Raw genomic sequence first — 12,761 nt, 5'->3', positions numbered from 1 at the left:
GAACTGGGGCGATGGAATGGCTCGCAGGGGCGCGGATAGCCCTCACTCCCCGACCGGTACAACGCCGGGCCGCGGCTCTGGAAGTTGCGATGCTGGGCCATTGCCCCGGCAGGGTACGGCTGGAGCGCCTCTGTGCCCTGACCGGTGCCCTGGATGACATGCGCGGGGCCGGTTTCGGTCCCGCAGTGGATGCGCTTGCAGCAAAAAAAATGTTGGGCGGGGCAGCGCTGAGTGCGCAACTGGCAGGGTTGTTCCATTATCCGATCCCGCTCCATTCCAGCGCCGAGTTCCATGATATTTTTCCGGATGCAGCCAGCGAAACAACCAGCTACGTCAGCCTGTTGGCCGGGGATCGCGCTTGGCTGGCGCAAGCGGTGGATGACTTTTTCATCAACGGCGGCGAAAAGCTGTGGGTCGTGCGTATTCCGGAAAGCGAGGGGCAGAATGGGTTTATGCCTGCTGCCGATACCCGGCTGCATGACATCGACACCCTGCGCGGGCTGGCCACGGTCCTGGTGATTCCTTCCGTAGCCGTGGTGGCGCTGCCCGATCTGGAGCGTTTGCAGGTCCCGCCGCGGCTGCCGGATGTGCCCCGTGTGCGGTTGGAGAATCCCAACCCCCAGTTTCTGCCCTGTGGCGCCCATACCGAGGACGATCATCGGGAACGACGCTATCCGAGCGAGTTGATCAGCATGCCTGATCCGTGGCCGGTGGAAGATGTACTACGCGGATTGCTGCAATGGACCGCTCGCCATCGCCCCGATATGCAGACCCTGCTGACCCTGCCCCTGGCATATTCCGGCGAGATCGACAGCCCGGTGGTGGATCAGCGTGCTCTTGGCCGGATCAGCAGAATCCGCAAAGACCGGGACAGTGAAAGCCGCCATCTGCTGCGGCACATGCAGTTTCTGTTTCCCTATCTCCGCGGCCCCCGTTTTGCGCTTCGCTCTCCTGTGGGCCTGATCGCCGGCAAACAGGCGGCAGTGACGCGCGCCAAAGGCCCCTGGTATTCCATCGGCGCCCTGCCCTTGCTCAGCGAAGGCCTACCTTATCCGCGCCAATCCATTGCGCAGATGCTGATTCTGCGGGAAGAACCGGGGGTTGGGGTATTGCAAGTCCGCACCGGTTTTTCCGGCCGCGACCAGTTATGCCTGGATGACGAACGCCTGGTGATGCCGGCCCTGCCGCCTTCGGACTATACGGAGGCCGAAAATATAGACCGTTTTGATGGTTTCCGTGCCGCCGAAATTATGCGTTTTCTCGGTTTTCTTCGCCGCCAGTTGCAGGCCTTGGGGGACCACCTGGTCTTTAACGCCGATGTCAACGACCCCCGCCCGCGACTGCTGCTGGAACAGTTTTTCCGCCGCCTGTACAACCAGGGCGCCCTGCGCGGTAAGGTGCCGGAAGAAGCCTACCAGATAGACCAGCCACGGCAAACTCAGGAAGGAGCTATCCAGTTTGATATTCAGATAGCACCGGCGTTCCCCATCGATCGCCTGTTCCTGACCTTTATCAATACCAATGGTGAATGGCAGATGGAGGTCAATGGTGGCTGAACTCAGTGAATTCGTCCCGTTCCGATTTAAGGTGAGCCTGTACCGCAGCGACAGCAACGAGCTGCTGTGCGCCGGCTCTTTCAGTGAAGTGACCGGCTTTGAACTGACCATGGAACCCAGGGTTATTAAGGAAGGCGGCCTCAACTGGGGTGAACACCAGCGCTCCGGTCCCACCAAGTTCTCACCGATCATTTTAAAGCGTGGCGTTACCACCATCAACGACCTGTGGACCTGGTTCGACATCACCACCCGCCAGGCCAATTACGGCTACCGCCTGACCGGCGAGATCACAGTACTGGGCAATCCCACCGCCGGCCAGACGGTAGCCGACAACGCGGTGATGGTGTGGAAACTCACCGGCGTACTGCCCACTAAATTCAAAGGTCCGGATCTGAATGCCACGGCCAGCCAGGTAGCGATCGAGGAACTGCAGCTGGTTCACGAAGGACTGGAACTGCAGCGACCGGCGCCGGCAAACGCCTGAGGAGAGCGTCATGAGTGATCTGGAACGCGCCAAACTGATTCCCGTCTCCGGCAACAACGATACACCGGACATGAATAACGCCATTGATGTGCAGTTCAACCCGGTTACCCTGAGGGTGAATCTGTCCAACACCCTCAAGGCCAATACCAGCCAGGGAAACAGCCGGGCTGCCCAGTTCGTTGACAAGAGTTCTTCCACCCTGACAGTGGAACTGATGTTCGACACCACGTATATCGAAGCCGCCGCTGACAGCGGCCAAGGCGACAACAGTTCCCAGAGCAACAGCCGCAACCAGATTGAGCAGGGTTCCGATGTGCGCCTGCAAACAAAAAAAATTGCCGACAAGTTTATCAAACCGGTGGAATCCGGTTCCAATTTGCAGGCCCCCAGCCGTGCGCTGTTCCAATGGGGATCGTTTGAATTTATCGGCATGGTCCAGAGTTACGACGAAACCCTCGATTTCTTCTCACCCAAGGGACGGCCGCTGCGGGCTACGGTCTCGCTGAAACTCAGCGAGGATCGCTATCAGTTCCGCAGCAACGACAGCGCGGCCCGTGATGCCGAACAGACACCCAGCCTAAGTTTTACCGGCAACGGCGCCGGTTCAGGAGATCCCGGCGGCGGCAGTCACGCGGGCAACGGTGCCGCTGCACCCAACCAAAACGTCAACCCGGTGCCCGGCAGCAGTAAAGATGGTCCCGGCAGCTGGCGCGACAACGCGATGTTCAACGGCATTGAATCACCACGCCTGCCCTCGGCAACCTCTTTGGCATTGCCCACGGTGGGAATAAGTGCATCGAGCGGCTTCGGCATTAGCGGAGGAGCGGCAATGGGGAGCAACCTGGGCTTTGGCATCAGCAGCGGCAACGCAAACCCATCGACTGCTGCTCAATCGGCCGGTCCTGGCAGCGGGACTGCGACCGGGACAACCAGCGGCCCCTCCATCGGCAAGGCCGCAGCCGGTACACCGGCACCAGCCGTCCCCCCCGCCTTCAAATTCGGTCATTCCGCTGCCCTGGGCACCCGCATCCCCGGCGCATTCAGCTCGACGCTCAACAATAGCCTGAAAGCGTCGAGCCTGCAGCACGGCAGTCTGCAACTGCGGACCCCAGCCGCGAGTACAGAGAGCAAAATCGGAGCCGGCAGTGTCAGCCCACGTTCGCAGCAGGGCGTTTCCGTTGCCGCTCTCCTGAAAAACAGCCCTGATACGGGCGTTGGCTTTGATTAACAGGAGAAAAGCACCATGCCCGTCTTGATAGATGAAGTCTGTATCGAAACCGTCGACAGCGTCACCCAGCACGGCGAGGCAGAGCCGGCACCGCAACAGATACCGGTGGCAGCGGCGGAACAACAGGTAGTGCAAACCTTGGCCCTGATCCAACAGCGCCAGGACAGACTGAAAATTGATTAAAAAACCATACCCACAGGATGAGAGACAGCGCCTTTATCAGCACCCGGCCCCGATTCAAGCTCGACGGTGAAAACCGGGCCGACCTTGAACAGGCCCTGACAGGCATGGTCATCCACCGGCCCCTGCACGGTTGCAGCCACGGCGAGCTGCACCTGACCAACTGGGGTATTCCGGAAGGGCAACAGGCCCCGGACTTTGTGCTCGATGGCATCGGCCTGGGCAACGAAGTGGAGATATTGATGGGTCAGGACAATCCGGTCTCTCTGTTCAAGGGCGAGATTACCGCCATCGAGGAACGCTATGGTGAAGGCGCGCCCACCCTGGTTTTGCTGCTGCAGGATAAGCTGCACCGGCTGGCCCGCTTCCGCCACTGCCGCAGTTTTGAGGACCAGAGTCCGGACGATCTGGTGCAAAGCATAGCCGGGGAAGCGGGGTTTCAGACCGACGTCAGCCTATCGAGCCTCACCGCCACCTGGCATCAGTTGAATGAAAGTGATCTGGCCTTTTTACTGCGCATCGCCGGCCGGTTCGACATCGGCCTGCGGCTGATAGCCAACACGCTGCGCGCTAAACCTGAAGAAACCGATCCGAATCCCGTGGCGCTGAGTGCCCAGGACAGTGCTCTGAAGGTACGGTTGATCGCTGACCTCAATCACCAGCCCGTCCGCTCAACTGTCAACGGCTACAACCTGGCGGATGATGCCGACGCCGAGTTTACCGCTGAAAGCATGACACCCGCCCCTGGCGGCACCACGGCAGCGGCAACGCTGAACGCATTAAGCTGGACCAGCGACGAGATCGTGCCCCAGCCATTCGCCCGCAGCAGCGCGGAAGCCGAAGCCTATGCCAAAGTCCATTTTCACCGTCAGGGCAAACGCTTTATCCAGGGAGACATCATCTGCCAGGGAGAGCCCAGCCTCACCGCTGGCAAGGAAATCGATCTATCCGGGGTTTCGCCGCGATTGCGCGGCATGTATCAGATCGTCCACTGTGTGCACCGTTTCGACAACGTCTTGGGCTATGAAACCCATCTGAAAGTGAACAAAGGTGGGTGGCAGGTATGAATCTCCATTCCCCCGGCAACCTGCACAGCCTGCAACTGGGATTGGTGACCGACAACGTCGATCCCGAGGACCGCGGCCGCATTAAAGTGCGGCTCGTCGCCACCCCTATGGAAATCTGGGCCGGCGTGGTGGCGCCTTCAGCAGGAAGCAATTACGGCGTCAGCTTCGTGCCGCGGATCAATGAAATGGTGGTGCTGGCCTTTGTCGCCCCGGAACTGCCCCTGGTGCTGGGCAGTCTCTGGTCAGGCGGCGGCAGTCGGCCCGAAGATGCCGACCCGCAGGAGAATCATTACGTCATCCGCACCCCCCAGGCCACGGTCCTGGACTTCGATGATGGCGATAGCCCCAAAGTGAAGCTCACCACTCGAAGCGGCTACCACATCACCATCAATGAAGGCAGCGGCGGCGAGATTACCATCGAGCGAGGGGAACAGAGCGTCAAGCTCGGACCCAGCGGCATCGAGGTGCGCAGCAGCGGCAGCGTGACGGTGGATGCCGGCACGGTGACGGTCAATGCTTCAACGGTCACCGTTAACGCCAGCATGTCGCGCTTCAGCGGCGTGGTTCAGGCGGACACGGTCATAGCCACATCGGTGGTGGGCACTTCTTACACCCCCGGCGCGGGCAACATCTGGTAACAGGAGATTGACATGAACAAGGCGCACCTCTTACACGCCCCCCGCATCAAGTCCCCTTTCTACCAGAGCGGCAGCCACTGCGGCCTGCACCGCTACCTGGATCCGGATTTCGTCAACCGGTTCAAGCAGGATTTGCAGCGCCGCCAGTTCAGCCTGACTCAGTTTGCGCTTTGGCAGGAAGACGAACGCCACAGCCGCTACGGCAAGCAGCCGGTCTTGCGCCTGCCCCTGCACCGTACCTTCCACCTGGTGAGTTGTGAGGTGGTGTGCGACCGCCTGGGCTATCCGGCCCTGGATCCGAGCAAGATCACCTCGGCAGGATTCGTGATGCGCCGGCTCAGAGGAGGCCGCGAACAGGCCTGGATGTTGGAGGACGGCGAGGCGCTGGGCTGGCAGGACGCCCCCACTGAATTCCGTGATCCGGACGTGCATCGCCGTCTGTGTGCTAATGGCGTCCTGCATAAACGGGGGGACCAGCCTTCGTTTTCCGGCGAAGAGGTCCACCCGCTCCATCCCATGAAAACCACGGACGATGCTGGTAAAATACATACCCTGCTGTTCGGTTACGTGCCCTTGGGCGGCTTCTCCTATCAGCGCGACACCAACGCCGCAGTCGACGCCGTTTCCATGCAGGCTGCACAAAATGCCGCCGCTGAATCACTCCCCTGGCCCTTCGGCTTCCGCAAACCGCTCAAGACCACCTGGAAGCCCGAACACGGCATCCTGATCGATCAGGGACGCCCGAGCAAGGCGATGTTCGAGTTGCTGCGCCTGCTGGTCAACCGCTACCATCTGGGCGAATCCGGGATTGCAGACAACGCCGCCCTGGAAAAATACTGCGCTGGTCTCTGGCTGCACGATGCCGCTCACCTGCCCGCCAACCTGCGCGGCCAGGCCTACAACGACAGCAACCATACGCTGTTCGTCCCCTACCGCATTCAACTGGACCTGTTGAGCTACCTGAAAGCCTGCTTTGCGCTACAGGACGACAATCCGTTGGTGCGCTGGATCATCCAACAGGAGCGGGCCATTGATGCGGCAGGCGATCTCGACCAACTGGGGCAACTCGACCAACTGCCCGCCAGTTCCGGCAAAGGCGACTTGCCGTATTCCCTGTTTATCCTGGCCTCCGATGCCCAGGAAATCCGCACCCTGCTCGGTCAGCGCCTGCGGGACCAAGCCCTGGGACTGGTGCAGGAAATCCCTCTGCCCAAGTTCAGCCAGACAGCTGATGACCTCTACCAGATCGTTCCGTTGGTGCGCTTCCGCAACGAGGAAGGCCGCGAACAGATTCGATGGGCCGACCCCGATGCCCGCAGCATCGTGTTCCGGGTCGCCGCTCCCTTCGACCCCGAGGCCAGCCGCCCTTCTCTGATCCAGATGCCCTCCCTGAGCGATCTGAAGCGGGGACTCGCCAAAGGCGCGGCCATGATCACCCCGGCAGACACCTTCAATCTGATAAACCGGTTAAAACTGAACAAGGGCGTCGGACCGGATACGGTGCCCGAAGGCGAGCCGGGACCAAGTCTGGGCGTCCAGTGGATCTGCTCTTTCAGCCTGCCGGTCATCACCCTGGTGGCTATGATCCTGCTGATGATCATGATCTCACTGCTGAACATTGTCTTTTTCTGGATGCCCTGGGTGCGCATCTGTCTCCCCTTTCCCAAGATGAAGTGAGGTCTGTTTGATGTCCACACCGATTCCCGTCATTCAAAGCTGGCCGCTGGGCAGTGTCGATGCAGACGGCCGGCTGTGCTGGTCCAGCGATGACCAGAGCATCCGTGAAGTGATGCTCAATATTCTGCTGACCCGCCCCGGCGAACGGTTGCAGCGACCGGGTTTTGGCGCAGGCCTGCTGAATTTCGTGCACCAGCCCAACAATGAAACCACCCGTAACCTGATCGCGGGGGTGGTTCGCAAGTCCCTGGAACAGTGGGAACCACGGGTCATCATCGAAGGGGTGGATGTTGCTCCCAGCCCCACCGGTGTGGCGGATGTACACATCAATATCCGTTACCGCATGCGGTTTTCCCAGATCCCGACTGAACTGGGTTTTACGTTCAACCTGGGCCCGGCCGCATGACGGCCAATTAAAGAGGAGCAGAGCCATGCCATTACCGATACCGAATCTGGATGATCGCCGTTTTGACGATCTGGTGGCCGAAGCCAAAGCCCGCCTCGCCACGCATCTGCCGGAGTTGACCCACATCGCCCCCGGCGATCCGATGCACAGTTTTGTCGACCTGTTCGCCTGGCTCACCGAAACCATCCTCTACCGCGCCAATCTGATTCCGGAGCGGTTGCGCCGGGTGTTCCTCAACTTGTTGCAGATTCCGGTGCGGCCTGCTCGCGCTGCCCGCGGCATTGTTTGTGTGGATGCCAGCCCTGCCAGCGCCCTGCTGCCGCCGTTACTGACCGATGGCAGCCAGCTGAAAGCGGGCAAACAAACCCTTACCGCCGTCGGTGACCTGCAGCCAACCTGCCTGAGCCTGCAAGTGGCGATTAAAGAAAAGATGAACGCCGCCGACCTCAAGGCCCTGGGCCTGACTCTGCAGGACCTGCAGGAACAGTTCGGCCTGCGCAAAGGTGAAAATCCCACCCCATTCCAGCCTCGCCGATTTGAGCCCGGCAAGGAGCCCCTCTCTCTGACCAACAGTCTGGACAGCGCTTTTTATCTGGCCTGCATCGCCCCAAAACAACTGGCAGGGCAACTGCCCCAGCTCCGGCAGCATTTGGCGGGCATTACCCTCAATATTGCCCTCGCTCCTGCCGACGACCTCGAGCAAAACGCCATCAAAGAGCTGACGCCGCGGCCGCTGGTGTGGGAACTGGCCTCGACCGGCGAAGAAGGCGAACCTCTGTACCTGCCCCTGGATGTACTGGCCGACAGTTCTCATGGCGGCCGGCAGACCGGCGTCGTCCGATTGCGTCTCCCAAAAAATGCCGCCCTGTTCCAATCCTTTGCTCCCACGGACCCCATGTTCGGCGGAGTGGGCGATCAACCGCCGGAACTGGCGGATCAGGTGGATGCGGCCAGGGTCGCTTTGTGGCTGCGCCTGCGCTGTCCGGAACACCCTGATCTGCAGCTGGGATATCTGGGTCTGAACGCCGTGGATGTGCTGGCCCAGGGATTCAAACAAGATCTGATCGTGGGTCTGGGCACAGGTCAACCGGATCAGGTGATCGCTCTGCCGGACCGGCAGATCGAAGCCGGTTCCCTGCAACTGGACGTGGAAGACAACGGCGCCTGGGTACGCTGGCAGCGGGTCGATTTCCTCGCCGGTCAGGCAGCTGATGCCCGGGTATATCAGTTGGATGCCCCGAACGGTTTCGTTACATTCGGCGACGGCATCTCTGCCGGCCGCAGACCGTCTCGGGGAGCGCGCATCCGCATCGCCGCCTATCTGTTCGGCGGCGGCAGCGAAGGGAATATGAGTGCGGGCACCATCAAGGAGATCGTCAATGGCAGCCCACGCCACAAGCTACGCCACGAGTGGCCGCTGCAGGGCGGCCTGGATGCGGAAACCGTTGAGCAGGCGGAAAAACGCATTCCCCAGTTCCTCACCCATCGCAACCGGGCAGTGACCAAAGAGGATTTTAAACATATCAGCGAGACCAACCCGGTGAACCCCGTGGCTCGTGCCGAAGTGAAGGTAGGCTTTCTGCCCGGCGCCCGCATCGAAGCGGCTCGAAACAACGTGCCGGGCGTGGTCAGCGTGTTCGTGCTGCCCCCGGGCGAACCGGCCTTGGGCCATACGCCCAAACCCACCCAGGGCCTGCTGAAAGACGTGTTTGCCTACCTGCTCAACCGAGTGCTTATCGGCACCGAACTCTACGTGCTCAGCCCGCAGTTCGTGCCTGTGGCCATCAGCGTGAAGGTCCAGGTCCGGGATGCGGAAACCGAGCAGCAAACCCTGCGCGAGGTGCAGTATGCCCTGGTGGATTATCTGTGGCCTCTGGCTCCGGGAGGATCCCGCGGTACCGGCTGGCCCATGGGCGGCGAGGTGCGGGTGAACGAATTGATCACCCAGGCGGCCCGAGTGGATGGCGTGCTGGCGGTGAATACCCTCAGCCTGTTCCATAAAACCAAAAAAGGCTGGCGTCGTTTGAAGGACAACGAGGTGATCCGTCTCAAAGAGTACCAGCTGCCGGAATTGACCGGCGTACGGGTGGAGAGCGGCAGCGGTACCCCGGTTCTGCCGGACGGCATCGGCTCGCTGGAAGGGCAATCGCCCCCCACCACATCCCGGGGCGTGCCGGTTCCCGTTATTCCGGACGTGTGCTGACGGGAGTGCAGTATGGATGTCAATAACACCCCCTATTTTCTGCTGCGCAGCGCCGAAGAGTTCGAACAGGGCTCCAGCCGGTTGCAGTGGAACCGTGCCCTGCAGGCTCTGACGCTGGCACCCAACCAGAACCTGCGCCTGCCTGCGTCCGACCCGACAGCGGCTCTCGCAGCCTGGCAGACCAGCACCCCCCTGGCTTTGGACGGCTTCAATCAAGTGGGCCGCCTGAGTGCCGACCGTACCACCGTGAAATGCAACAGCGGCCGCGGTTTTCTGACCCTGCAGGATGAGGAGATGGCGGATGTGCTGGCGCCGACCGGAGAATTCATTGATATGGCCCTGGGGGGCAGCGGCCGCCTGGCCCTGCCGTACACCGATGGAACCCAGCACGGTCTGGTGCTGTTTCATCTGGCCCGGCGCTGGCAGACCGCCTGCGACCTGAGCATCGACCAAGAAGGTCTTGCCCTGCCGCCGCCTCGTCGTGCCACCATCGATACCGATAATCGGATCTGGCTGGTCACCGCCCACCATCTGCTGCTCTGCAGCGGTGAGCCCCTGCCCTTGCCCTACAACCCGCAACCGGCTCGTTTTGAGCCGGAACGGATGAACCCTGATGCCCTGCAGCTGCAATGGGTGCAGCCGCTGCCCACTGGCTGGGAAGCGCTGGCGCTGTGCTGCGAGACTGAAACACTCTATCTGCTAGTCCATGACGGCGGCGGCAACCAAGCCGTTCTGACCCGGCCTCTGAGCGATCGCCCTGACAGCGCCTTTACCCTATTCGCCTGTGAAGATGCAGTCCCCTTTGTGATCGATCTGGCACTGGCAGCCGACTCCAGCTATCCGGTACCAGGGCGGCTGGCAGCGCTCGCTCCTCAACAAACCGGTGACACCGCCTTCACCCAACGCGATGCCACCATCCTGGAACTGCGCTGGAATTCAGCAGCAACCGGCACAGTCATGCTGGTGCATGAGCGCTATCCCATGCTGTCGCTTGCAGTGCCACGATTTGTCACCAGCGCCGATGGCCAGCTGCGCTATCAGGCAGCAGTGGATCCTGATTTTCCGGGCTTTGATCCGCGTCCCCGTGAACTGCATGCCCTGCGCCGGCCTCGATTCCACCTGGAAGCCTCCGCCCTGCTGCTGCACGTGCTCGATTCCGGCCAGGCCGACACCCATTGGCACCGCCTGTATCTGGATGCCCACATTCCTTCGGGCTGCAGTCTCGAAATCGCCGCCCGAGTCTATGCCACGCCCGATCAACGCGGCAGCGCCGCTCTGATTCCCCAGCCTGTTCCCCTGTGGAATCCGCTGCCGTCTGAACTCCCGTTCGCCCGATCCCTGGCAGAAAGCGCAACTGGCACCGGCGGTTTGTTTGAAATCCTGCTGCAGCGGCCCGAAGGCCCGATTCGGCGCTTGACCGGCCGCTATCTGCAGCTGCAGGTTACCCTGCGCGGCAATGGCCGCCAGACACCGTGCCTGCACGCTCTCCGTGTCTATTACCCCCGCTTTTCCTATCAGGAAGCCTATCTGCCGGAACTGTACCGTCAGGAGTTGAGTTTTGATCCCGCTCACAGCACCGGCGCAGCCAACGGCCCCGACACCCGCGAACGACTGCTGGCAGCCTTTGAAGGGATACTGACCCCGCTCGAGGGCCGTATCGCAGCCAGCGACCAGCTGGCCTCCCCTGATTCGACCCTGCCGGAGCACCTTCCCTGGCTGGCGGAGGCACTCGGCACCCTTATGCCTGCTCATTGGCCGGAGTCCCGGCAGCGGCGTCTGGTGCGGGAAACCACTTTAGTGCAGCAATACAAAGGCACCCTTTACGGGGTGCAGCTGGCCTTGGACATCGCCTGTGACGGCGCGGTCCAGCGCGGAGAAATCGTCCTGGTGGAAAATTTCCGCCTGCGCCGCACCATGGCGATCATTCTCGGCATCAGCATGGACGATGCCGATCACCCGCTGACCCTGGGCACCGGCATGAGCGGCAACAGTATCATCGGCGACAGTCTGATCCTGTCGGAATCCGACGCCCGCGAATTCCTGGCCCTCTTTTCTCCTGATCTGGCCACCAAGGAAGAGGCGGCCCTCGTTAAAGCCTTTTTCGAGCAGTACGCCCATCAGGTCACCGTACTGCTGCACGGCCGGGGGGTGAATTTACGCACCACTGTGGAAACAGTGCTGGCCGAGCAGATGCCCGCTCATCTGCAGTGGCGGATTTTTGCCACCGAGCATCCGTTCGTGCTGGGCATCGCACCCCTGCTGGCAGTGGACACCTTTATTGAAACAACCCCGGATTTTCGCCGGGTGCGACTGGATGACACCTACCTGGGAAAAGAAGGCGTATTGAAAAACCCCGCAGCCTTTTACCCTGCCGATATTAACGCGCTCTCGCTCTGAGAGTGCCGAGGAGGCATAATGGATACTGTAAACGATTACAACACGCTGGAACAGGACGCCACCCTCGCGGAACCTTTGCGCCGGGTGGCCTATGAAGCGGGCATGATGCTCGGCCTGGAGGCCACGCGCGACGAACAGATGTATCACCGCCGCCGTCTTAACCGCCATCAGTACTGGCTTCATGGCTATGGCACCCTGGCCGGCATGCGTGTAATCATTTCTCCGGATACCCACCCTAACGACACCGATCCGATCACCGTGCGGATACTGGTCAGCCCCGGCATCGGTATTGACGGCTTGGGCCGCGAAGTGCTGATCCATGAAACCTATTGCATCAATATGGGGGAATGGCTGACCGCTCAGACAGAATCCCATCTGCGGGAGGGATACAGTGACGCCGACAACCTGCTGTGGCTCAAGGTGTGCGTCCGCCAGAAAGATTGCCCGGTCGCCCAGCAACCCGTGCTGGCACGTAAACTCAACCTCAGCACCGACGCCGTGCAGCCCAGCCGCACCGCCGACAGCGTGATGCTGGAACTGATTCCGGAACTGCCGACAAACGCTGAAACCCGCTACCAGCCATGGGCTTGCCACGAACCGCTGAACCAGGGCGCCCTGACGCTGAGTACCGCCGAACAGCAAACCCTGGACGATACCGCTGCCGTCAGTGCAGCGGCCGGCGCCCAACTGGCCCTGCACGCCCATCTGCTGCACGCCCTGGAGCACAGTGGGGTCAGCATCAAAGAACTCAACGACCAATTTGAACTCGGCGCCCGCCTGCTGCTGGCCCGAATTGCCATCACCACCACCGATATCAATGCCATCGTGGTGAACCCTGAACGTATTTCGATTAACAACCTGGTGCGGCCCTTTCTGGCAAGTGCCAGCCAGCTGGCCTGGCTCAGCCGCCAGCCCTGATCACGGA

11 protein-coding genes are annotated in these 12,761 nt (G+C 61.2%); all 11 read left to right on the top strand.

What is annotated here, in order from left to right; all coding sequences use genetic code 11:
- The first annotated feature begins 11 nt into the window (after positions 1 to 11).
- From ACHZCX_RS01525 to ACHZCX_RS01475, 11 genes are read left to right on the top strand one after another with little or no spacing between them, the layout of a single operon-like run.
- Positions 12 to 1,556, top strand: a complete 1,545-nt coding sequence (locus tag ACHZCX_RS01525) for a hypothetical protein (RefSeq protein WP_319585477.1) — start codon at positions 12 to 14, stop codon at positions 1,554 to 1,556.
- Positions 1,546 to 2,040, top strand: a complete 495-nt coding sequence (locus tag ACHZCX_RS01520) for a phage tail protein (RefSeq protein WP_319585476.1) — start codon at positions 1,546 to 1,548, stop codon at positions 2,038 to 2,040. The genes ACHZCX_RS01525 and ACHZCX_RS01520 overlap by 11 nt, the downstream gene beginning before the upstream one ends.
- Positions 2,041 to 2,050: 10 nt before the next feature.
- The gene (locus ACHZCX_RS01515; RefSeq protein WP_319585475.1) at positions 2,051 to 3,268 is read left to right on the top strand and encodes a hypothetical protein; all 1,218 of its coding nucleotides are present in this window, start codon (positions 2,051 to 2,053) and stop codon (positions 3,266 to 3,268) included.
- 15 nt (positions 3,269 to 3,283) lie between these two features.
- A complete protein-coding gene (locus tag ACHZCX_RS01510; protein ID WP_319585474.1) occupies positions 3,284 to 3,451 on the top strand; it encodes a hypothetical protein in 168 nt (55 codons plus the stop codon).
- A gap of 17 nt (positions 3,452 to 3,468) precedes the next feature.
- Entirely contained in the window at positions 3,469 to 4,515 is a 1,047-nt protein-coding gene (locus ACHZCX_RS01505) for a phage late control D family protein (protein WP_319585473.1), read from the top strand.
- Positions 4,512 to 5,153, top strand: coding sequence for a phage baseplate assembly protein V (locus tag ACHZCX_RS01500; protein ID WP_319585472.1), 642 nt, complete (start codon positions 4,512 to 4,514; stop codon positions 5,151 to 5,153). Before ACHZCX_RS01505 ends, ACHZCX_RS01500 begins: the two co-directional genes overlap by 4 nt.
- Before the next feature lie 12 nt (positions 5,154 to 5,165).
- Positions 5,166 to 6,830, top strand: coding sequence for a hypothetical protein (locus ACHZCX_RS01495; RefSeq protein WP_319585471.1), 1,665 nt, complete (start codon positions 5,166 to 5,168; stop codon positions 6,828 to 6,830).
- Between the two features lie 10 nt (positions 6,831 to 6,840).
- Complete coding sequence (locus ACHZCX_RS01490) at positions 6,841 to 7,236, top strand: GPW/gp25 family protein (RefSeq protein WP_319585470.1); 396 nt, start codon at positions 6,841 to 6,843, stop codon at positions 7,234 to 7,236.
- A 25-nt stretch (positions 7,237 to 7,261) separates the two neighbouring features.
- A complete protein-coding gene (locus ACHZCX_RS01485) occupies positions 7,262 to 9,439 on the top strand; it encodes a putative baseplate assembly protein (protein WP_319585469.1) in 2,178 nt (725 codons plus the stop codon).
- 12 nt (positions 9,440 to 9,451) lie between these two features.
- Positions 9,452 to 11,836 (top strand): phage tail protein, encoded by a 2,385-nt coding sequence (locus ACHZCX_RS01480; protein ID WP_319585468.1) that lies wholly within the window; start codon positions 9,452 to 9,454, stop codon positions 11,834 to 11,836.
- A gap of 18 nt (positions 11,837 to 11,854) precedes the next feature.
- Positions 11,855 to 12,754: a hypothetical protein gene (locus ACHZCX_RS01475; RefSeq protein ID WP_319585467.1), complete on the top strand. Its 900-nt coding sequence runs from the start codon at positions 11,855 to 11,857 to the stop codon at positions 12,752 to 12,754.
- Positions 12,755 to 12,761 lie beyond the last annotated feature (7 nt).

The sequence above is a fragment of the uncultured Desulfobulbus sp. genome (genome assembly GCF_963662935.2).
Classification (GTDB): domain Bacteria; phylum Desulfobacterota; class Desulfobulbia; order Desulfobulbales; family Desulfobulbaceae; genus Desulfobulbus.
This window is presented reverse-complemented; position numbering and strand designations above follow the sequence as displayed.